The sequence below is a fragment of the 'Nostoc azollae' 0708 genome (genome assembly GCF_000196515.1).
GTDB classification, from domain to species: Bacteria; Cyanobacteriota; Cyanobacteriia; order Cyanobacteriales; family Nostocaceae; genus Trichormus_B; species Trichormus_B azollae.
Genome location: NC_014248.1, coordinates 4,193,860 through 4,216,990, shown reverse-complemented (window position 1 = coordinate 4,216,990; position 23,131 = coordinate 4,193,860). Strand labels below are relative to the sequence as shown.

Annotated in this window: 19 protein-coding genes and 1 pseudogene; 15 read left to right on the top strand and 5 right to left on the bottom strand. The window is 38.8% G+C overall.

Annotated elements, in window-relative coordinates:
• Positions 1–163: 163 nt before the first annotated feature.
• Together AAZO_RS39310 and AAZO_RS39305 are read left to right on the top strand one after the other, a co-directional pair.
• A complete protein-coding gene (locus AAZO_RS39310; protein WP_049790835.1) occupies positions 164–505 on the top strand; it encodes a sensor histidine kinase in 342 nt (113 codons plus the stop codon).
• A gap of 113 nt (positions 506–618) precedes the next feature.
• The gene (locus AAZO_RS39305; protein WP_049790834.1) at positions 619–840 is read left to right on the top strand and encodes an ATP-binding protein; all 222 of its coding nucleotides are present in this window, start codon (positions 619–621) and stop codon (positions 838–840) included.
• A 212-nt stretch (positions 841–1,052) separates the two neighbouring features.
• Here AAZO_RS39305 and AAZO_RS19660 read toward each other — a convergent pair whose 3' ends face one another.
• A complete protein-coding gene (locus AAZO_RS19660) occupies positions 1,053–1,934 on the bottom strand; it encodes a 4-hydroxybenzoate solanesyltransferase (RefSeq protein WP_013192589.1) in 882 nt (293 codons plus the stop codon).
• 457 nt (positions 1,935–2,391) lie between these two features.
• Between AAZO_RS19660 and AAZO_RS19655 the strand changes: the two genes are divergently transcribed.
• The 5 genes from AAZO_RS19655 to AAZO_RS39295 all read left to right on the top strand — a co-directional run bounded on the left by AAZO_RS19655 (position 2,392) and on the right by AAZO_RS39295 (position 9,488).
• Complete coding sequence (locus tag AAZO_RS19655) at positions 2,392–4,065, top strand: Ppx/GppA phosphatase family protein (RefSeq protein WP_013192588.1); 1,674 nt, start codon at positions 2,392–2,394, stop codon at positions 4,063–4,065.
• Between the two features lie 206 nt (positions 4,066–4,271).
• Positions 4,272–5,990, top strand: a complete 1,719-nt coding sequence (locus AAZO_RS19650) for a diflavin flavoprotein (RefSeq protein ID WP_013192587.1) — start codon at positions 4,272–4,274, stop codon at positions 5,988–5,990.
• Positions 5,991–6,227: 237 nt separating this feature from the next.
• Entirely contained in the window at positions 6,228–7,940 is a 1,713-nt protein-coding gene (locus tag AAZO_RS19645) for a diflavin flavoprotein (RefSeq protein ID WP_041643494.1), read from the top strand.
• A 425-nt stretch (positions 7,941–8,365) separates the two neighbouring features.
• Positions 8,366–8,743: an Hpt domain-containing protein gene (locus tag AAZO_RS39300; RefSeq protein WP_041641506.1), complete on the top strand. Its 378-nt coding sequence runs from the start codon at positions 8,366–8,368 to the stop codon at positions 8,741–8,743.
• A 157-nt stretch (positions 8,744–8,900) separates the two neighbouring features.
• Positions 8,901–9,488, top strand: coding sequence for a macro domain-containing protein (locus AAZO_RS39295; protein WP_013192584.1), 588 nt, complete (start codon positions 8,901–8,903; stop codon positions 9,486–9,488).
• Between the two features lie 380 nt (positions 9,489–9,868).
• Here the strand turns inward: AAZO_RS39295 and AAZO_RS19630 are convergent.
• A pseudogene (locus AAZO_RS19630) lies at positions 9,869–11,130 on the bottom strand (dicarboxylate/amino acid:cation symporter).
• 164 nt (positions 11,131–11,294) lie between these two features.
• Between AAZO_RS19630 and AAZO_RS19625 the strand changes: the two are divergent.
• On the top strand, positions 11,295–13,928 hold the full coding sequence (locus AAZO_RS19625) for a trans-splicing intein-formed DNA polymerase III subunit alpha N-terminal partner DnaE-N (RefSeq protein WP_013192583.1): 2,634 nt from the start codon (positions 11,295–11,297) through the stop codon (positions 13,926–13,928).
• A 256-nt stretch (positions 13,929–14,184) separates the two neighbouring features.
• Here AAZO_RS19625 and AAZO_RS19620 read toward each other — a convergent pair whose 3' ends face one another.
• Complete coding sequence (locus AAZO_RS19620) at positions 14,185–14,586, bottom strand: hypothetical protein (protein ID WP_013192582.1); 402 nt, start codon at positions 14,584–14,586, stop codon at positions 14,185–14,187.
• A 216-nt stretch (positions 14,587–14,802) separates the two neighbouring features.
• Between AAZO_RS19620 and AAZO_RS19615 the strand changes: the two genes are divergently transcribed.
• Positions 14,803–15,615 carry a type 1 glutamine amidotransferase gene (locus AAZO_RS19615; RefSeq protein WP_013192581.1) on the top strand — a complete coding sequence of 271 codons (813 nt, stop codon included), beginning with the start codon at positions 14,803–14,805 and terminating at the stop codon, positions 15,613–15,615.
• Between the two features lie 69 nt (positions 15,616–15,684).
• Here AAZO_RS19615 and AAZO_RS19610 read toward each other — a convergent pair whose 3' ends face one another.
• Together AAZO_RS19610 and AAZO_RS19605 are read right to left on the bottom strand one after the other, a co-directional pair.
• Positions 15,685–16,314, bottom strand: coding sequence for a hypothetical protein (locus AAZO_RS19610; RefSeq protein ID WP_013192580.1), 630 nt, complete (start codon positions 16,312–16,314; stop codon positions 15,685–15,687).
• Between the two features lie 276 nt (positions 16,315–16,590).
• A complete protein-coding gene (locus tag AAZO_RS19605) occupies positions 16,591–17,709 on the bottom strand; it encodes a ferrochelatase (RefSeq protein ID WP_013192578.1) in 1,119 nt (372 codons plus the stop codon).
• 329 nt (positions 17,710–18,038) lie between these two features.
• Here AAZO_RS19605 and AAZO_RS19600 point away from each other — a divergent pair, with 329 nt between their 5' ends.
• The 6 genes from AAZO_RS19600 to AAZO_RS19580 all read left to right on the top strand — a co-directional run bounded on the left by AAZO_RS19600 (position 18,039) and on the right by AAZO_RS19580 (position 23,036).
• On the top strand, positions 18,039–18,626 hold the full coding sequence (locus AAZO_RS19600) for a hypothetical protein (RefSeq protein ID WP_013192577.1): 588 nt from the start codon (positions 18,039–18,041) through the stop codon (positions 18,624–18,626).
• A gap of 23 nt (positions 18,627–18,649) precedes the next feature.
• Positions 18,650–18,796, top strand: a complete 147-nt coding sequence (locus tag AAZO_RS35665) for a hypothetical protein (protein WP_013192576.1) — start codon at positions 18,650–18,652, stop codon at positions 18,794–18,796.
• A gap of 7 nt (positions 18,797–18,803) precedes the next feature.
• The gene (locus tag AAZO_RS19595; protein ID WP_013192575.1) at positions 18,804–20,051 is read left to right on the top strand and encodes an MFS transporter; all 1,248 of its coding nucleotides are present in this window, start codon (positions 18,804–18,806) and stop codon (positions 20,049–20,051) included.
• A gap of 150 nt (positions 20,052–20,201) precedes the next feature.
• A complete protein-coding gene (gene ilvB, locus AAZO_RS19590; protein WP_013192574.1) occupies positions 20,202–22,118 on the top strand; it encodes a biosynthetic-type acetolactate synthase large subunit in 1,917 nt (638 codons plus the stop codon).
• Positions 22,119–22,213: 95 nt separating this feature from the next.
• The gene (locus AAZO_RS39285; RefSeq protein WP_013192573.1) at positions 22,214–22,369 is read left to right on the top strand and encodes a helix-turn-helix domain-containing protein; all 156 of its coding nucleotides are present in this window, start codon (positions 22,214–22,216) and stop codon (positions 22,367–22,369) included.
• Between the two features lie 208 nt (positions 22,370–22,577).
• Positions 22,578–23,036 (top strand): tellurite resistance TerB family protein, encoded by a 459-nt coding sequence (locus AAZO_RS19580; protein WP_013192572.1) that lies wholly within the window; start codon positions 22,578–22,580, stop codon positions 23,034–23,036.
• The last annotated feature ends 95 nt before the right edge of the window (positions 23,037–23,131 follow it).

Below are 23,131 nucleotides of genomic sequence, written 5' to 3'. Positions count from 1 at the left end.
AGAATAAAGGGTAGAAAAACGAACTCAAGAACTGCGACAAGCGCAACGAACTTTAGAACAAAGGGTCAAATAAAGAACTCAAGAACTGCAACAAGCACTGCAAGATTTAAAAAATACTCAAGCGCAACTAATTCAAACTGAAAAAATATCTTCTCTTGGGGAGATGGTAGCAGGAATGGCCCATGAGATTAAGAATTCTGTGAATTTTATTCATGGTAATGTTCCATGTACTGAAAATTTTTTTAAAAATTTAATTGCTTTATTGTATTTGTATCAAGAACAGTACCCTGATAAAAATTTAATCATTGAGGAAAAAATTGCAGCTATTGATTTAGAACTTATGACTGAAGATTTGGGTAAGATTTTGTCATCTATGACGGTGGGCTCTCAACGTATTCGGGAAATTCTATTGTCGTTGCGTAATTTTTTCCGATTAGATGAACCGGAAATGAAGGATGTAGATATTCATGAGGGTATTGATAATACTTTATTAATTTTCAATTAACGCTTGAATCAAGAAATTAAAGTCATTAAAAAATATAATAACTTACCTTTGATTGATTGTTATCCGGTACAACTTAATCAGGTATTTATGGACATTCTTTAGTAATGCCATACATGGATTTTATAGAATGTCAAAAACAACATAATAAACAAATAGTTATAGAGATATCACAAGTTGATTATCCATATATCAAAGTCAAAATTAAAGATAATGCTTTAGTAATTGCACCTGAAATTATTAATAAACTATTTGATCCTTTCTTCACGACTAAGCCTGTAGGTAAAGGTACTGGTTTAGGGTTGAGTATTTGTTATCAAATAGTTGAGAAACACTAAGGTAAGATAGAAGTAATTCCAGCGGTTGAAAAAGGAACATAGTTTGTAATTAATTTGCCGATTAAACATCAAGGTCAGTAGCTGGATAAGGTTAGCTTTTTAGGCTGGGTGTGCCGCTATAAATCAATACGGTTTAGTTAAGAAAAATTATCTGTTTACCCAGCCAGGGGGAGAGAAAGAGGCTTATCTGAAACGTATTGGGGTATAAATCTTTAGAAAGAACCAACTATTATTCCTGCTAAAATCAAAAATCCAATCCAGACATTTTGACGGAACATTTCACCATAAGCAGGTTTGGGTAGTTCTGGGTTTCTTAAGCGCATAAATTGCCAAACCCAGCTACAAGCGGAAGTGATTAAGGTAATCCAGAAAAATCCATTGAGATTAACTAAGATTCCCTCTCCAGCGAGGAGGATGATTGTTCCAGCGAAGAAAATACCAATGGCTATAGGAGCGTATTTACCAAAGAAGAGGGCGCTAGAATTAACACCGATGCGTTGATCATCTTGGCGATCGCTCATCGCATAAATTGTATCAAATCCCAATGTCCAGAAAACTGTTGCACCCCACAGTAACCAAGTAGGTGTGGAAATGTTTTGTGTAACTGCACTCCAGCTAATCAACACTGCAAAACCCCAAGCAATGGAAAGCACCAATTGAGGTACAGGAAATACCCGTTTTGCCCCTGGATAAAATAAAATAACAGGTACTGCTGCCACTGATAACCAGAAGCTTAAGGGGTTAAGATAGAAAGCGAGAACTAGTGCACAGGCTAAGGCAACTATACCAACCACAATACCAACTTTTAAGGAAAGGGCTCGGGAAGCCAGGGGGCGCTCGCGTGTTCTCTCTACTTGCGGATCTATATCTCGATCCCATAAATCATTAACTACACAACCTGCTGCACTAGTGGCTAGAGTACCTAATATAATTACTCCCACTAGGGCTAAAGGTGGTTTACCAGCAGCTGCCAAAAATATAGCCCATAGTGCAGGAATCATCAAAATTAACCTGCCTTCTGGTTTATGCCAGCGTAAGAGCCGGATAATTACAAGCCATAATGGTTCTTGGTTGCTTTCTGGTGTTTTGAGCATATTTAAAGAATTCACATATCTTAACATCTATAGAATAATATCGTTATTTGCTAACTGTACATACAGGGAGCATCCAAATTTTGGAAAAATACATGGCGTAAGGCAAAAACTCTTTTTAAACATCTTTCATTTGTATCCTGGGGTTTGTTATTTGATGATCCTTATACATTAACTAAGGTTACAGTTTTGGATACAAGTTCATGACTTTAATTGTGAGTAATATCACCAGATAATTAACCTGATCAATCTAATCTATAGATAGATTGCACGTAACAAGTATTAAGTGCCGATTAAACCGACACACTAATATGGCAGGATTCAGGACTAAAACTCTCTTGCTGTCTAGGTTTCAATTTAGATTCTGTACTTCATTGATCTGCAATCTGCTATAATTATGCACTTGCTTTCTCGCCTTCTACCTCCTTGTACCATTCATTGTTAAGAGAGAGAAACCTAAATGCTGAATGCAGTTTCAGCTAACTGGGAGAGTACACCTACTCAACCAGTCAAGCAAAACCCGATTATTGCGGCTATTGATATCGGTACTAATTCCTTACATATCGTCATAGTAAGAATTGAACCGACGCTACCAGCTTTTACGATGATCGCCAGAGAAAAAGAAACGGTAAGATTAGGCGAGCGCAACTTGGAAACTGGAGAACTCAAACCAGAAGTGATCAGAAAAGCGATCGCTTGTTTGGGACGTTTCCAAAAACTTGCTAAAAGCCTAGAAGCAGAAAGCATTATTGCAGTAGCAACCAGCGCCGTCCGCGAAGCCCCTAATGGGCAGGATTTTTTACAGAACATAGAAAGCGAAATAGGCTTAAGCGTAGACTTGATTTCTGGTCAAGAAGAAGCCCGACGCATCTATTTAGGTGTTTTATCAGGGATGGAATTTAATCACGAACCACACATCATTATTGACATTGGTGGTGGTTCCACAGAATTAATTTTAGGTGACTCTCAAGACCCCCGCAGCCTTACCAGCACGAAAGTAGGTGCAGTGCGACTAACTGGAGAGTTAATTAACACCGACCCAATCAGCCATTGTGAGTTTCAATACTTACAAGCTTATGCAAAAGGGATGTTAGAACGTTCTGTAGAAGATGTACTTTTTAAACTCAAACCTGGTGAATCTCCCAAATTGGTGGGAACATCAGGCACCATTGAAACCTTAGCAACTATTCATGCTAAAGAAAAAATGGGTGTTGTTCCTTCTACTCTCAACGGTTATCAATTTAGTCTTCAAGACTTGCGGACTTGGGTAACTCGCTTACGACGGATGACCAATGTAGAAAGGGCTGCAATTTCAGGAATGCCAGAAAAGCGGTCAGAAGTGATACTAGCTGGGGCGGTGATATTACAGGAAGCCATGACCCTGTTAGATGTGGATTCAGTTTCACTCTGTGAACGATCTCTGCGAGAAGGTGTAATTGTCGATTGGATGCTGACACATGGTTTTATTGACAACAAACTACGCTATCAAAGTTCGATTAGAGAACGTAATGTTCTAAAAATTGCTAAGAAATACCATATTAACTTAGAAAATAGCAATGCTTGTGGCGACCATAGCGATCACATAGCTAAATTTGCATTGAGTTTATTTGATCAAACTCAAAGTCAACTACATAATTGGGGTCAACAAGAAAGACAATTGCTTTGGGCTGCTGCCATTTTACACAATTGTGGTCACTACATCAGCCATTCTTCACACCACAAGCATTCATACTATTTGATTAGAAATGGTGAATTACTTGGTTATAACGAAACTGAAATAGAAATCATAGCTAATTTAGCCCGTTATCACCGCAAATCACCCCCTAAGAAAAAACACGATAACTACCGTAATTTATTGCATAAAGAACATCGGCTCATAGTTTCTCAACTGAGTGCAATTTTAAGATTGTCAGTAGCCTTAGATAGAAGACAAATCGGTGCTATCTCTCAAGTGCAGTGTGAATATATTCCCCAGAAACATGAATTTAAAATCTTGTTATTCCCCAGAATTTTAGGTGATGATTGTGCTTTAGAACTGTGGAGTTTAGATTATAAGAAAGGTGTGTTTGAAGAAGAATTTGGTTTAAAATTAGACGCAAATTTAGTTAATACTTGCAGCGTGAATTTTCCTTAGTTTTGAGGGTGCGTTAGAATTACTTAGCGCACCTACACCAGTGAATACAAGTAGAGCTTGCTGGAAAAGTGTTTTGCAAGGAGTCAGTAAGGCAGTAATTGATACAAGTTGAATTTCTCAAAATATATTCTTCATTACAACTTTAAAAAGAGTTTAGTAAGAAAATGGGTTGAGAAGAGAATATTATTTGGACTCGGAGACGAATCATGGTAGCGATCTCAGAGGAAGTTGAGCCTCGGTTAACTATACAAACTGTTGAAATTGCCCCTAACACCACGGCGATTCGCTCTCTTGATTGGGATCGGGATCGTTTTGATATTGAATTTGGACTGCAAAACGGCACAACCTATAATTCATATTTAATTAGAGGTGAACAAACTGTTTTGATTGATACTTCTCACCAGAAGTTTCGTCAATTGTATTTAGATACACTCAAAAGTTTGGTTAACCCCAAAACTATTGATTATATAATTGTCAGTCATACAGAACCAGATCATAGTGGTTTGGTAGAAGATGTATTACAGTTAGCACCAAGAGCGACTGTTTTAGCTTCCAAAGTAGCACTGCAATTTTTGGAAGGTTTGGTACATGATCCTTTTTCCAAGCGAATTGTTAAAAGTGGCGATCGCATTAATATTGGTAAAGGACATGAAATAGAATTCGTCAGTGCGCCAAATTTACACTGGCCTGATACCATTTTCAGCTTTGACCGCAAAACCCAAATCATCTACACTTGCGATGCTTTTGGAATGCATTTTTGTGATAATCGCACCTTTGACGAAGATTTAGAGGCCATTGAAGCCGACTTCAGATTTTACTACGATTGCTTAATGAGTCCAAATGCTCGTTCTCTATTGAATGCAATGAAGAGAATGGGTGATTTAGGCAAAATTAACATTATTGCCAACGGACACGGACCATTACTACACCATCACTTAGATATTCTGACAGAGTGTTATCAAAGCTGGAGCCAAAGACAAGCCACAGCAGAAACTACTGTTGGTTTATTCTATGTTTCAGAATACGGTTATAGTGATCGCTTGGCTATGGCAATTTCTGAAGGTATCCAAAAAGCTGGTGTGGGAGTAGAAGTAATTGATCTGAACACCGCAGAACCTCAAGAAATTCAAGAACTAGCAGGTAGAGCATCAGGTCTTGTGATTGGAATGCCTCCAACTAGTTCGATTTCTGCTCAATCTGGTATCAGTTCATTGCTATCAGTCGCCAAAAATAAGCAAGTAGTGGGACTATTTGAATGTTACGGTGGCGATGATGAACCCATTGATACCTTACGTCGTAAGTTTATTGACTTGGGAATTAAAGAAGCATTTCCAGCAATTCGCATTAAAGAAGTTCCTGGTGTCTTTACGTACCAAATTTGTGGAGAAGCAGGTACAGATTTGGGACAATTGGTGATGCGGGAACGCAACATCAAACAAATCAAATCCCTCGACGTGAACATGGAAAAAGCGTTGGGTCGGATTAGCAGTGGATTGTACATTGTTACCACCAAAAAAGGTGATATTAGTGGTGCAATGATAGCTTCCTGGGTGACACAAGCTAGTTTACAGCCGTTAGGATTCACCATGGCTGTAGCTAAAGATCGGGCTATTGATAGCTTACTGCAAATAGGTGATCGCTTTGTTCTCAACGTTCTGGAAGAAGGAAATTATCAAGACCTGAAAAAGCACTTCCTCAAGCGTTTACATCCCGGTGCAGATAGATTTGCCGGAGTAAAAACCCAAACCGCCAAAAACGGTTCACCAATTTTGACAGATGCACTTGCATACATGGAATGTGAAGTTGTCACCAGCATGGAATGTAGTGACCACTGGATTTTATACTGCACAGTTGAAAATGGACGAGTTTCTAAACCTGACGCAGTTACAGCAGTACGTCATCGCAAAGTAGGGAACTACTACTAATTGGCGACTGGGGACTGGGTATTGGGGACTGGGTATTGGGGATAGGTGATAGATAATTCTCCCGATTACCAATTCCCCATTACCCATTTTTTAATTTTGAATTGCAATGCACAGATATTTTACGGCGATCATTTCATAATTTATATGGAACTTCCAGATTCTTTTTCCAACGCTTTTGCATCGGCTAAAAATTGGTTTTCTCAAGTTTTTTCTCCACAACAAACATCTAAAAAATCTATGAGCGATTCCAAACCACGCGACGTACAAGTTCTACCTATTGCTACAAATACAAAGGTTCTCAGAGCGAGAAGTTGGTCACGTCTCCGGTTTGAAATTGAATATGCACTAGAAAGAGGTACTACCTCTAATTGCTATTTAATAGAAGCCGATAATACTGCATTGATTGATCCTCCGGGAGAAAGCTTCACCACTATTTATCTAGAAGCTTTGCAGAATACGGTCAACTTCCGCAAGTTGGATTATGTGATTATGGGTCATTTTAGCCCCAATCGGATACCAACTTTAAAAGCACTTTTAGAACTTGCACCACAAATTACTTTTGTTTGTTCTCTTCTTGGTGCAAATAATTTGCGAGCATCTTTCCCAGACCAAGATATCAAAGTTTTGGTCATGCGTGGTAAAGAAACATTAGATTTGGGTAAGGGTCATGTTTTAAAATTCTTACCTACTCCTAGTCCCCGTTGGCCAGAAGCACTTTGTACCTACGACCAGCAGACCCAAATTCTCTACACAGATAAATTATTTGGAGTGCATATCTGTGGTGATCAAGTCTTTGATGACAATGTGGAAAGCTTTAAGGAAGACCAACGTTACTATTTTAATTGTTTGATGGCTCCCCATGCAACTCACGTAGAAGCTGCTTTGGAGAAGATCTCTGATTTGCAGGTGAGAATGTATGCTGTTGGTCATGGTCCTTTGGTACGTACTGGCTTAATTGAATTGACTAAAGCTTATGGTGAATGGAGTCATTCTCAAAAGAATCGGGAAATATCTGTGGCGTTACTTTACGCTTCAGCTTATGGAAATACAGCGATTTTAGCACAGGCGATGGCCTTGGGGCTAACTAAAGGAGGAGTCGCTGTTCATTCTATTAATTGCGAATTTGCACCACCTGACGAAATTCGTCATACCGTAGAACAAGCGGATGCTTTAATTATTGGTACTCCGACTATTGGTGGTCATGCACCTACACCTATTCACACAGCTTTAGGTATTGTCTTAGCTACTGGTGACAGTAGTAAACTGGCTGGGGTGTTTGGTTCCTATGGTTGGAGTGGAGAAGCTTTAGATTTAGTTGAATGTAAACTGCGAGATGCTGGATATCGGTTTGGCTTCGACACGTTGAAAGTGAAGTTTAAACCTGATGAAGTGACTCTGAAAATGTGTGAAGAAATTGGTACAGATTTTGCACAGGGGTTGAAAAAGGCTAGGAAAATTCGTGTACCCCAACAAGCAGCTACCCCAACAGAACAAGCAGTGGGCAGAATTATTGGTTCTGTCTGTGTGGTCAGTGCTAAACAAGGAGAAGTTTCCACAGGAATGTTAGGTGCTTGGGTTTCTCAAGCTACTTTTAACCCACCAGGAATTACGGTGGCGATCGCCAAAGATAGAGCCGTAGAATCCCTCATGTATCCCGGTGGTAAATTTGTCCTGAATATTCTCCCGGAAGGAGTTCATGTAGACTACATGAAACATTTCCGTAAAAATTTCACCCCCGGAGAAGACCGGTTTGCTAACTTCCAGACTGTAGACGCAGACAACGGTTGTACAGTTCTCACTGACGCTTCAGCATATTTAGAATGTTCCGTTAACCAACGTCTGGAATGTGGTGATCATTGGGTAGTCTATGCAACCGTAGATAACGGTAAATTACTCAAACCCGATGCCATAACAGCTATCAACCACCGCAAGACAGGTACACATTATTAGAAGGAGTATGGCTATCGTCACGCTATGCCTACGGCACACTAAGTTTAGCTTACTTGCCGTAGGGTACGCTATCAGGAATCAGGAGGGAATATATTATTCTCTCGATCTCCCTAAACCCTATTCCCTATTCCCTTTATAGATTCAGAACCGCTTCACTAGTGAAAGCGGTTTTTTGCGTTAACTCAAGATAGGAATCCAGTTAGAAGTGGGTAGTCTAACTAAATACGAACAACAAACATTAAGGAGTCTCTTTCTGGAAGAAGAGCATCCTCTCTTGTAGTTATTCACCAGTAGTTGTCAAAACAATCAAACTTCAAACATACTCTAACATACTCCTTAGTTGTTTGGTTTGTATACCGAAGATGTTCCTAAGAAATAGCACCTGTACTATCAGAATACTGGCAAAGAATGCCTAATAAGTATGATTGGATATTGGTTTTCAACTAACACCTATTAAAATTATGAACCCAGAAAAATTTCAAAACATCATAGGTTACTATGTCGAGGAATCACAAGAACACCTGAACACCATCTACAACGGTTCCCTGAATATGCAAAATACAATTGATGATAGATACGAATTAGAAGCAATTTTCCCTACTACCTTTAGCCTCAAAGGTGGCCCAGCCATGCTAGGATTTACAAGTTTGCAGAAAATTGTCCATAATTTAGAGGATTGTTTACAATTACTTCCTTATCCGATTATTGCCAATGAACCTCTACAATTATTATTTTTAGATATTTATCATGTACTTAAACAATCAGTCTTTCCAATTAAAATAAATGAGGGAGTAACAACATGAAAATTAGCTCATATTAAGTTAAACATTGATTCTATCTTCCTTTGTTGTTATTAAGTGCCATCTAATTTTCTTGATTAATGAATCAAACTAAAAAAGTAAAGACCTCAACACAGATTCCTGTCTAACTTGGGGTTATAATATTCCCTTAAAACTGATTTTGCTACATACTAAAACTTTTTTATGCAGAACTTTTGCAGATTATTTTGAAGGCTTACCTAATGTAGAAATAGTTAATGGCACTTTTGAAGATTTGCCTCTTTTAGATCGTGTAGTTACCGCCTCTAGTTGCTTGTCCTCTGCTAACAATAATATTGATGCAGCAGTTCTCAGATTTTTCGGTGAAGATGTAGAAAAATTATTACAACAACGCATTCAAGAAGAGTATTTAGGAGATCAACCCATAGGTTCATCCTTAATTTTAGAAATAAATCACTCTTTACATCCTTTTATTGCTCATACTCCAAGTCTCAGAATGCCCATATCTATGGCTGGTAAAGATCATGTGTATCAAGGTATGTGGTCAACTCTGTTGGTAATTCGTCAACATAATAAATTCTACTGTAATTGTTTAGAAAAACAAATTAATATAGTCGCTGTTCCTGGGTTGGGGACAACTATTGGTTGTATACCTATTGATGAAGTGGCTAGACAAATCTCCATGGCTTATCAAAACTTCCTTCTCAGTCTTCCCCCCTACCAAAGTTCGCACCAGCAACAAATGCAGGATTTAGTCAAACTTTTTTGAAGAATGCAAAAGTTAAATTTTTTTAACTTCCGCGATTTCCACCAAGACAATCAAAAAATATTGGTTTAATCTTCTATGTAAAAGGTATTTAGTAGTTGAAACTTAATTATTCAATGAAATCACAACTACTCCTGACGCAATTTTATAAAGTTTTGTTCCTCCTATGGCTTGTAAAAACACAACAATTAAATTCCCTCTTTGGCATTATTTGAACCAACCCTTATTTAGTCCTAATACTAAATTGATATGGAATCCTTACCGCTTTGCCTTACTTTGGCGAATCCAACTTTTAGAACGGTGCTTGGTTAAACATTGCGATGCTAAAGGACATCACCAGTCTTAAAAAATTGGGCATTGGGCAACTGGCAACTGATAACTGATTACGCCTCGTCTATAGAACGGGGCTTTTTGCCATCTAGTAAAGCACTGACAGTGATATCTCCCATGACATTTATTGCCGTGCGACAACGATCTAAAAACCAGTCTACTGTCACCAATAAAGCTATATACTGTATCGGTAAACCTACGGAAGTGAAAACCAAGGTCATCGTTACTAGTCCAGCATTGGGAATACCTGCTCCACCCACTGAGGCAAAAATAGATGTGAGAACGACAACTAATTGCTGTCCTAAACTCAGATGTTGCCCAATGACTTGGGAAATATACAATGCAGATATGGCTTCATAAAGGGCTGTGCCATCATTATTGAAATTTGCGCCAACTAATGCGTCTAAAGAAGCAGAAGATTTTCTTAAAGCAATTTTTGTTTGTGAAACTTCAAAAGTGATGGGCATTGCTCTTCTTGAAGAAGAGGTGGGAAAGCCTGTTAAATAGGTATCAGCAGCACCAGCTAAGAATTTCACCGGGTTTACCCAAGAACCAAATTTCACTCTGGTGAGGTAATAACAAGCTTGTAAAAATAAGGTTACTAACACTGCTAAGATGAAGGCTGCTAAGGATTGAAATGCTACAAAGCCTCTTCCGGCAGTGATTTTGGCGACTATACTAATATAGGTACTAAGGCAATTACCCACTTGAGGATACTGATAATTGCTTCAAATAATATGGCAATTACATCTTCAATTCGTTGGTATGCTGTCTTTCCAGCATTGATTTGTTCTGATTTTAATGCTTGTAAAACTATACCAAAGCTGAGGGCGATAACGATGAGTTGGATGACATTATTATCAACCAGGGGTTTGAGGATGGCTTCTGGTAAGGCATCTTTAAATAATCCCCAAGGGTCGAAACTTTTAGGAGTGATTTCTGTGCTACCTGGGGCTACTAAAGTTCCCCAAGTACCTGGACGTAAAATGTTGGGTACTAAGAGTACCACAACAATAGCTAGTATGGTGTTAGTTAAAAGCAGCACTGCTAACCGTCTACCGGCTGTACCGGGAAGATTGGTAGTCATGAAGGTGTGGAGCACTGCTACTAGAATTAAAGGTGTAGCTAAGGCGCGGAGTGCTTTGAATACTAATTCAGCGGGAATTGCTAAGTTAGTAATTAAGGTGGCATTGCTGCGGCTAGGATTTCCTCCGCCTAAAGCCATACCTAAGATGATTGGCAGGACTAGGGCAATGATGATTTGTAAGGTGAGAGGAATACGCTTTAACCAGGTAATAGCCTTAATTTTGTTCATGATGGATACTATTGTATATTTGTCTCTACTAGAACATCAGTTGTCAGGAGAAAAGTTTCGCATTGTTAGAGGTCATTGTGGAGAAAAACTGTTAAGCTGTTACTGCATCTTGATTTTTTAATTTTTAATTGTTGAATTTTTAATTGTTGAATTTTTAATTGCTTATGTCTTTTGTACCTTTACATATTCACAGTGACTATAGTTTGCTCGATGGAGCAAGTCAATTACCAGAGTTAGTAGATCAAGCGATCACACTGGGGATGAAAGCGATCGCCCTCACAGATCATGGTGTCATGTATGGCGCTGTTGAACTGATAAAAGTCTGTCGTAGTAAGAATATTAAGCCAATTATTGGCAACGAAATGTATATTATTAACGGTGATATTGAAAAACAAGAACGCCGTCCTAAATATCATCAAGTTGTCTTAGCTAAAAATACAAAAGGTTATAGAAATTTAGTTAAATTAACCACAATTTCTCACCTTCAAGGTGTGCAAGGTAAAGGTATTTTTTCCCGTCCTTGTATTAATAAAAATTCGCTCAAAGAATATAAAGAAGGTTTAATTGTCACCAGCGCATGTTTAGGTGGAGAAATTCCCCAAGCAATTCTTAGTAAGAGACCAGATGCCGCCCGAAAAGTTGCTAAATGGTATAAAGAAGTATTTGGTGAAGATTTCTATTTAGAAATTCAAGACCACGGTTCACAAGAAGACAGAATTGTTAATGTCGAAATTGTGAAAATTGCCCGTGAATTAGGCATTAAATTTATTGCTACCAATGATTCCCATTACATTTCTTGCTTTGACGTAGAAGCACACGACGCTTTACTTTGTATTCAAACAGGACAGCTAATTAGTGAAGATAAGAGAATGAGGTATAGCGGCACAGAATATCTCAAATCTGCCCAAGAAATGCAACAGCTATTTCGTGATCATTTACCCGATTATGTCATTGCCGAAGCCATTGCCACAACGGAAGAAGTAGGGGATAAAATCGAGCCTTACCATATTATGGATGAGCCGAAAATTCCTACTCCTCCTATTCCTTCCGGTCACACTCCTGATACTTACGCAGAAGAAATTGCTTGGCAAGGACTTTTAGAAAGATTAAATCGCAAATCTCGCAGCGAAGTAGATCAAATTTATAAAGAAAGATTGGAATATGAATTAAAAATGCTGCAAAGAATGGGTTTTTCTACATACTTTTTAGTTGTGTGGGACTACATCAAATTTGCGCGAGATAATAATATTCCTGTGGGACCAGGTCGTGGTTCTGCGGCCGGTTCTTTGGTCGCTTATGCCATGCGAATTACTAATATTGACCCGGTACATCATGGTTTACTATTCGAGCGATTTTTGAACCCAGAACGGAAATCAATGCCTGATATTGATACGGATTTTTGCATTGAGAAACGAGATCAAGTAATTGAATATGTAACTAATAAATATGGTGCTGATAGAGTTGCCCAAATTATTACTTTTAACCGTTTAACATCAAAAGCAGTATTAAAAGATGTGGCTAGAGTGTTGGATATTCCCTATGGGGAAGCTGACAAAATGGCGAAAATGATTCCGGTGGTACGGGGAAAACCAACTAAACTCAAAGTTATGGTTTCTAATGAAACACCAGCACCAGAGTTTAAGGAAAAATATGATCATGATGCTAAAATTCGTCATTGGCTAGATATGGCTATGCGAATTGAAGGAACTAATAAAACCTTTGGTGTTCATGCAGCAGGTGTGGTTATTTCTGCTGAACCTTTAGATGAAATTGTTCCTTTACAACGAAATAATGATGGTTCCGTAATTACCCAATATTTCATGGAAGATTTGGAATCATTGGGTTTATTAAAAATGGACTTTTTGGGTTTACGTAACCTGACTCTGATTCAAAAAACTATTGATTTAATTCAAGAAACTAATGGTTACAAAATTGACCCCGATGAAATTACTGGTCAAGAAAGAAAAGCACAACATATATTAGCTAAAGGTCAACATAGTACATTACCTAAAGAAGTACAAAAGGCATACTCATTATTAGAATCTGGAGATTTGGAAGGTGTATTTCAATTAGAATCTTCGGGAATGAAGCAGATAGTGAGAGATTTGAAGCCTTCTAATATCGAAGATATTTCTTCTATTTTGGCACTTTATCGACCTGGACCATTAGATGCAGGATTGATTCCTAAGTTTATTAACCGTAAACATCGAAGGGAAGAAATTGAATATGAAACAGGAATTTTAGAACCTATTTTAAATGAAACCTATGGAATTATGGTTTATCAAGAGCAAATTATGAAAATTGCTCAAGATATGGCAGGTTATTCTTTAGGACAAGCTGACTTACTGCGTCGTGCTATGGGTAAAAAGAAAGTTTCGGAAATGCAGAAGCAGGAAGAAAAGTTTATTGACGGTGCAATGAAAAATGGGGTGAAGAAGCAAGTTGCAGAAAAGCTATTTGCAGATATGTTGAAATTTGCCGAGTATTGTTTAAGTTATAAAACAGAGGTTTTGACTGTTGAATATGGTTTGATTCCTATTGGGGAAATTGTCGAAAAAAGGATTGAGTGCAGTCTTTTCAGCGTTGATGAAAATGGAAATATTTACACACAACCAATAGCACAATGGCATCATCGGGGTGTGCAGGAAGTGTATGAATATTGTTTAGATGATGGTACAATAATTCGGGCAACAAAAGATCATAAATTTATGACCACTATTGGGGAAATGTTACCCATTGATGAGATATTTGAAAGGGATTTAAATTTACTACAGGTTAATGGTTTACCAACAGAATAGTGTTTATAAAAAGGGAGTATCCCAGTCTTTATACAAAAATCACAGGACTAATTCAAAAACCCTTTGAAGCTCTCTTTTCTTCACGTTATTTGTGTCCTTTGCGGTATGCCGTAGGCATACCGCACGAACATTCATTTATTTTATGCCTTGGATAAGTTGTAAGGTCAGATAAAAATAAACTTACACATGTGGGATTCTCCCGGTAAAAAAGACGATGATAAACCCTTAGTACAGTGATGAGAATGTAATTTTTTTGCTATTGCAATTTCACCGCAGCACGTTGTAAAGGTAAAACTTCTTCTAAACATAATTCATGGTCTGTGGTAAGATGGCTGCTACAACAAATTGTACTAAAGAAAATCTGCTGACCAACAACTTGAGAAAAATGCTTTTCTAACAATAAACGCGAAGTGATATCACCTAATAACTCACTCAAATCTTTTGTTAATTGGTCTTTATCATCACGGTGAACCATCCTGAATTTAAAGTTCGTTTCCCCAACTAACTTTTTAACTGAGGAATCAAATTTGTCTGCTTTGCTATGAACATAAGCGAAAGCTTGTTCTTCTAAAAACTTCCAAGCTTCGGGAAAAATATCCTGAATTTTGTCGAGATGATTTTCTGCTTGGTAGACTAAAGTAGCAGTTTGACAATCCATATATTTATTAATTTATGCAGTTGTGAAGAAAACCCGATTCTTTCTGTAGTTTTACCAGTGGAAGTAAGATTTAGAATTTAGCTTTTTATTCATTATAGTGACAAGTTAATATAAATACTGTTACATAAACTACAAAATTCCCAGATAAAATGGAGAAATAGAAAAAATGAGGTAACATTGAACGCACATTAATTTGAATTGTTAAAGTGAGGATTTATGCGTTCTGGACAAATGGAAATTATTATAGGTTGGTTATATCCTCAGTTGATGAGTACCTATGGTGATCGTGGAAATGTTATAATTATAGAACGTCGCGCACAATGGCGGGAATATAACGTCACAGTATTGCCCTTAGACCAAAACTCCACCCCAGATGATCTAAAATCAGTGGATGTGATAGTCGGTGGAGGCGCACAAGACCGTCAGCAAGAAATCGTGATGCGGGACTTACAAGGTGCAAAAGCTGACGCAATGCGGGAGAAAATCGAAAATGGTACACCAGGGGTTTTTACCTGTGGTTCTCCCCAACTACTAGGACATTATTATGAACCAGGCTTTGGACAAAGAATTGAAGGCTTAGGAATATTAGATTTAGTTTCTATCCATCCTGGTGAAAATACGAAACGTTGTATTGGTAATTTGGTTATAGAAGTTACAGCTTCACGTTTTGCACAAGAACTGGAAGCAATGACAGGAACTAAACCCTATTTAGTCGGGTTTGAAAATCATGGTGGACGCACTAAATTAGGTAAAGTGGAAGCCTTGGGGCGCGTGGTGTATGGCTTAGGTAATAATGGTGAAGATGGTACAGAAGGTGCATTTTATCAGAATGCGATCGCAACCTATTCTCACGGACCATTGTTACCGAAAAATCCCTTTGTAGCAGATTGGTTAATTCAAACCGCCTTAAGGTTGAAATATCAGGAAGAAATTCAACTTTCACCCTTAAATGATACCTTAGCAATGCAAGGGCGGGAAGCAATGTTTAAACGATTGAAGGTGAATTTACCTCTTGCGGGTAGAATTTAATTATGTAAGTAATCAGCAGTCAGTAGTACACTAGGATGATGAAGACACGGATTCATAGGTGTTGAATAGCTAACGAATCTGACTCTCATTTTGTAATAAAGGACGCACAACTAAATACCCAGCACCAAAACCAGTAATCATAATTAAGACAATAGTAATTATTAACCACCAGCCATTCAGTCCCTTTAATTCAGACTCATGATCAGTATAATATCTTACTTCTTGTTCCTCTATAAAAACTGGTGCTGAAGAGGGAAAATTCATATCTATCACAGGTACAGAAAAAACCTCACTTCGGATTTTTTGAGGTGGTTTGGGAGTTGGTTGACGTGGAGGAGATGCTTTTTTCGCAGGTGGTTTATTTGCAGATTTAGCTTTAGCTTTAACACGTAGTAATGGCTGATAACTCGGTATAGTGTTGATGACATCAGCTTGGGTCTGTTTAGCTGGTTGAGACACAGGTGCTGAAGAGTCTACTAACTTTTGCAGTTCTAAACAAGACTGAACCACTTTGGTAATTTCTTGCCGCAGTTGTTGATTTTCCTGGGACAATTTCTGATTATGGCTGGTGACTACATCTAACTTAGCCTGTACCGCTTGTAACTCGGCAACTAATTCCCGGTACACATGAAGGGGTACAGAAGGTGAATAGCTTGGTGTAGCTGGCTGACTGTGAATATTCGCTATAGTTGTTTTCATCTGGATACTGGTATTAAAATTATGTTGTTAGATTAAAAATCTACTAACAGCATAAAGTAATACCGGAGATTATGTCTCGAAATAATATAAAAATTACTTCAAGGGACTTCCAAATAAAAAACCCCCAATTCATAGTTGGGTCGGTTACGAACTTTATGTTTGAAAGAGGTGTAGAGGGCTGGGTTCTCTACACCCGACACCCTATTTGGGTCAAGGAAAAGGCAAGAGACAAAAAATTATTCTTCTCACATCCTGCACCCTGTTCTTTCCAATCACCTAATGATGATGGTGATGATGATGAGTTAAAGGCAACTGCACATTAACTTCCTTAGCTTCCTCTTGCATCAACTCTGCAATATGACCATTTGCCCATTCAGCAGCCATATCCAAAAATTGGGGATTGTCATTTACACAAGCCATTTGTAAATAATCCACATTCGGATGCTGTTTTTCTAAAACATGAATGATGTGATGAACATCTAACAATGTTTCGTGGTTTTCTGTGGCAAAGCCAATTGGCATAAATATTACCACTTCTGCACCCAATTGAATGATATTTTTTGCAGCTTGGGTAGCATTTGGCTGTGTCCACTCAATTAGCGGTGTATGGTGGTTTAACCAACCTACAGAAATTAAAGGATACCGGTTAATTAACTTTTCTCTGACTAATTCGTAAAGTGCTTGACTTTCATCAATACCAGATGTAAATCCTTTGGCTTTGTGAGGACAACCATGATTCATCAACACAATGCCAATTTGTGAAGGTAGGTAGGCATCGGCTAAGTCAGAATTAATTTTTTCTTCTACCAAACGCGCCATTAAATTAATATATTCAGGCTCATTGTAGAAAGAAGGAATATAACGCATTCCTTTGACCCAATGTTCATCACCATTGGCTAATTCAGCTAGAGCATTATTAACTTGCTCAATAGCTATGCCACTGGTGAAAATAGAATCTACTACCAACAACGGATAAATTAAGATTTTTTCAAAACCTTGATTTTTGAGTTCTGCTAAAACCTGTTTAGGCAAAAAAGGAGCGCAAAAGTTAAAAGCTTTGAAAACTTGAACACCACCACCCCATTTATGTTGTAATTCGTGTTCAATTCCAGCCCGTTGCCGTTCAAAAATGGCATTATGTGGAGAGATGAAATCATGATGTGTATGTCCCCACTCATGACGGTCAAATAACGCCAATAGTTTTCCTAGGGGCGGATAAATCCAAGTGGGTACTGGAGCGAATTTGGCAGTAAGTAGATTTAAAGCCTGTTCGTTATAATTAGCGAAATCTTCGTAGGTTTCGACTTCACCGTAGCCCATGAGCAATACAGCTACTCGGTCATGCCCTGGTAGATGCTCGTGAGTATGTTGCAGTTTTTCTGGAGTTGCAACCACAATAACTTCCTCAATATAACCAAAATGGCAAGATTGTAAGTGGGAATGACTGTATCATTGCCCATACTCGTTCATTATTATCCCTTCCAGGGGGATAGGATAGACATAAACACAAAAATATACAATAGTGTTGTTATTACGTTACATAGGAGACTGTGTTTTGAGTTACCAGTGTCAAATGTGTGTAATAATTAACTGAAAATAAAACTAAATCAAAGGTACAAGCTGATAAATTTGATGCAAATACATAATATTTAAAATATTGAATCTAAAATATTTAATCTTTCTAAAGAATGAAAAGTGTGATAATTGCCAATATAACAAAGTAAATGACTATTATTATTTGCCCTGGAATTCATGAACCAGAATTAACTGAAAGCTTTATTGCAGAATGCTTAAATCCAGCGACTGATATAACCATCAATGGAATCGCAGTAGATATACTTACTTTCCCAGGGGAAGGTATTTTAGCTTTATCAGGATTTCATATTTTGCAGTTTTTGCATGATAACTTTGATCGCCGTAGGCATCGCTTGAGTAATAAGCTAGAATCGCCTGTTATATTCATTAGCTTTAGTGCTGGTGTAATTGGCGCAATTATCGCTGCTACCAAGTGGCAAGTCCTGGGCGGTCATGTCAAAGCTTTTATTGCTATAGATGGTTGGGGAGTCCCACTATGGGGTAATTTCCCAATACATCGCTTGAGTCATGATTATTTTACCCATTGGAGTTCTGCTATTTTAAGTAGTGGGGAAGATAATTTTTATGCCGATCCATCAGTAGACCATTTATCAATGTGGCGATCGCCCCAAACGGTACAAGGTCATTGGGTAGATCAATCAATTGGGTGTTCCCAACCCCAGAATCGTCTGAATGCTGCTGAATTTTTACATTTGTTACTAAAACACTATGAATAAAAAGGGGATTGGGGACTGGGGACATGGAAGATGAGGGAGATGGGGAAGATGAGGGAAATGAGGGAGATGGGGGAGATGGGGGAGATGGGGAAGTAATTTTCCTAATGCCCAATGCCCAATGCTCCATGCCCCATGCCCCATGCCCAATTACCTTAGTCATTAGTCAATAGTATCTAAATGTTTCCCACTGAACCAACTGCTGTCAATAACGGCTTTGCCGCACTGCTAAAAAGCCGCAATTTTATGCTTATGTGGATTGGGCAACTGATTTCCCAGTTAGCAGATAAGGTTTTACTAATCCTAATGATTGACTTATTAGAGAAAAAATACTTACCTGCTAATTTGTCAGAAGGGACAGGGCGCCTTTATTTATACATGGCCTTTACCCTGCCAGCCATTTTTTTTGGTTCTGCTGGTGGTGTCATTGTTGACAGGATGCCAAAAAAGCTGATCATGATTGCTTCTGATCTTATCCGTGGGTTATTCACGCTGTGTATACCATTCTTGCCACGACAGTTAGGAATATTATTAGCACTGAATTTTGGTATCTCCACTGTGACACAGTTTTTTGCTCCTGCCGAACAAGCCACTATACCCCTAATGGTGAAACGAGAGAATCTGATGGCTGCCAATGCCTTATTTAGCAGCACCATGATGGGAGCATTAATTGTTGGCTATGCTGTGGGCAAGCCAATTCTGCACTGGGCTGAATATCTCAACTTTCAATTTGGTAAAGAACTATTAGTAGGTGGTTTCTACCTTTTGTCTGCGGCAATTATGCTACCCATTCGTTTTAAAGAAGATCTGCAAACCTCTGTAGCTAATCCATTAACTGAATTCTTACAAGGTTGGCGGTATCTCAAACAAAATGGACTCATCTGGAATGCTATGCTGCAAATCGTCGCCTTGTACTGCGTGTTTGCTGCACTCCTGGAATTATCCATTAGATTAGCTGCAAAGTTAAACTTAGAGCAAACTGATTTTAGCTTTTTTGTGGCAGCGGCTGGCGTAGGAATGGTTTTAGGTGCAGGGATTATAGGACACTTTGGCCAGAAATTACATCGTAAGCCTTTGCCTTTGATTGGTTTTATATTTATGGCAGTGGCATTAGGAATGTTTATTTTTATTCAGAACCTAGCTTTAGTGTTGGGACTGTCCGTTGTCTTAGGTTTAGGTGCAGCCCTAATTAACGTGCCAATGCAAACTTTGATTCAACAATACACTCCCCCAGCAATGCATGGTAAGGTATTTGGCTTTCAAAATCATGCCATTAATATTGCCCTCTCTGCACCTCTGTTGATTACAACCAAGCTGGTTAACGTCTTTGGATTGCCAGTGGTGCTGTGCGGAATGAGTCTCACTGTCCTAGTTATCGGTTTCTGGACTTGGCACAATACTAGGAGAGTCTTGCAAGATGTGATCTAAATCCTGTAGAATCATAATCCATCCTTAATGCTGATAATTAATGCTGATAAATAGAGATTTCTAAGCATTGGTAATAAGAGCTTTGCCATTAAAATGAAATTATAAATACAGAATCTAAGTCTTAACTTTAGTTATATTTTGAGGTTAACCGTGCGTTCACAAAGTGTCTCCGCAGGAGAATCGCCTTCTCAAATCAGTCTCCCACAATCTGAAAATAACAAAAAGTCTCCTATCTCTAACTCGCCAATTGTCGCTCCTACAAGGGCTTCTGGCGGTTTTGCCTTGTTAGATAGTCTCCTCCGTCACGGTGTTGAGTACATTTTTGGTTATCCCGGTGGGGCAATTCTACCGATTTATGATGACCTGTATAAAGTGGAGGCAAGCGGTATAATTAAGCATATTCTTGTCAGACATGAACAAGGTGCTTCCCATGCGGCTGACGGCTACGCCCGCGCTACAGGTAAAGTAGGAGTGTGTTTTGGGACTTCTGGTCCTGGGGCAACTAACTTGGTGACAGGTATTGCCACAGCTTACATGGATTCCATTCCGATGATTGTGGTGACAGGACAAGTACCACGAGCGGCAATTGGTACAGATGCTTTCCAAGAAACGGATATCTACGGTATTACTCTGCCCATTGTCAAGCATTCTTATGTAGTCCGTGACCCCAAAGATATGGCGCGGATTGTGGCTGAAGCCTTCCATATTGCCAATACAGGCAGACCAGGACCAGTTTTGATAGATGTTCCCAAAGATGTGGCTTTGGAAGAATTTGATTATGTGCCTGTAGAACCTGGTTCAGTCAAGTTACCTGGATATCGTCCTACAGTTAAAGGTAATCCCCGACAAATTAATGCGGCGATTCAGTTGATTACGGAAAGTGGTAGACCCTTATTATATGTTGGTGGGGGTGTGATCGCAGCGAATGCCCACGCAGAAGTTAAACGTCTGGCAGAATTATTTAATATCCCCGTCACCACAACCCTCATGGGTATCGGTGCATTTGATGAACATCATCCCCTATCTTTAGGAATGTTGGGGATGCACGGTACTGCTTACGCTAATTTTGCGGTTACAGATTGTGATTTGCTGATTTGTGTTGGTGCAAGATTTGATGACCGTGTAACAGGAAGATTAGGTGAATTTGCTTCCCGTGCTAAAGTCATTCACATCGACATTGACCCGGCAGAAGTTGGTAAAAACCGCGTTCCTGAAGTTCCTATCGTTGGCGATGTCAAGAGTGTTCTAACTGATTTACTCCGGCGATGTCAAGACGCAACGGGAAAAACTACACCTAATCAAAATCAAGAATGGTTAAATCTAATTAACCGTTGGAAACAAGATTACCCCTTGGTTGTGCCTCATCATGCTGACAGCATTTCTCCCCAAGAGGTAATTGTGGCAGTTGGGAGTCAAGCACCCAATGCTTTTTATACCACCGATGTTGGTCAACATCAAATGTGGGCAGCACAATTCCTCAAAAATGGACCTAGACGCTGGATTTCTAGCGCCGGTTTAGGAACAATGGGTTTTGGTGTCCCTGCGGCTATGGGTGCTAAAGTGGGCTTCCCTGATGAAGAAGTGATCTGTATTAGCGGTGATGCCAGTTTCCAAATGTGCTTACAGGAACTGGGAACTATAGCACAGTATGGGATAAATATCAAGACTGTAATTTTAAATAACGGTTGGCAGGGAATGGTGCGTCAATGGCAAGAAGCCTTTTATGGTGAACGTTATTCCTGCTCAAATATGGAAGTAGGGATGCCAGATATTGAGCTGTTAGCACAGGCTTATGGGATCAAAGGGATGGTGATTAGCAGCCGGGAAGAATTGGCAGATAAAATTGCCGAAATGCTGGCACACAATGGACCGGTGATTGTCGATGTTCATGTTACCAGAGATGAAAACTGCTATCCGATGGTAGCCCCTGGCAAGAGTAACGCGCAGATGTTTGGTTTGCCAAAACCTCCACCCACAAATACAGATGAGCCAGTTGCTTGCAGTCATTGTGGGACAAAAAACTCGCCTAACCATAACTTCTGTTCTGAGTGCGGCACTAAGTTGTAAGTATTCTACTGTACGAATAATTGCTGAAAATGTAATGTAGTACTGGATGACTACAATAGTAATTTAACACTATTCTGACACCAACGGAGTCATTCATGAATCAAGCAACATTACCTGATGTTTTAACAATCGAAGAAACTTCAACATACTTACGGATAACTGTTGAAGCAGTCCTCCGTCAAGCATTACACGGTAAGATTCCAGGTCGAAAAATTGAGGATGACTGGAGATTTTTGAAAGTTGCTATTTGATGAGTGGCTACGTTCTCCTAGTGGTCAAGCTATTCTTCTTCAGCAGACAGGTACTTTAGCCGATGATGTTTCTTTAGCTGAGTTGAGAAAAACAATTTAAGTTGAAAAAATTACCTTTCTCTGCAAATGTATGAAAAAAAGTAACAGTATCTGTAATTTTCTGCAATCATTTGGGAATCTTAGAAGTTAAGTAAATCCAAGGATATTTATGTCTAAATGTGACTTGCTCAAAAGCCGCAGCAGTAAAGTGAAGTTAGAACCAGAAGTAGCGATTGCTATTATGGGACTTTTTTCAGCCTCTGCTGATGGTGAAGGGATTATCCCCACCGAAGAATACCCATTAGCGGAAATGCTAGAAGGTATTGGAGTGTTTGAAGAATACGCTGAGGAAGATTTTGATCAGTTGACAGCAAAAGTCAATACCTTGAGAGAGAAAGAAAAAGCAGAGAATTTAATTCCCAGTGCGATCGCATCCTTAACAAAAAAGAACTATCGTGAAACCGCTTATATTACCGCTATATTGGTGGTAGGGATGGAAGAAGATATATCAGAATCAGATCAAGATTATCTGTTTGAGCTTCAGGAAGTATTGAAGATTTCCGATGAGCGAGCAGAAGAACTAATAGACGAAGTGTTTGAAGAATATGAAGAGGAAGAGGAAGAATAGGAATAATTCTTTTTGTATCTCAATTGTGAGATTACCACATTTAGCGAAAAGAATTATTGAGTTTGCCGTTGTAGGATAAATAAGTTTATTTAGCT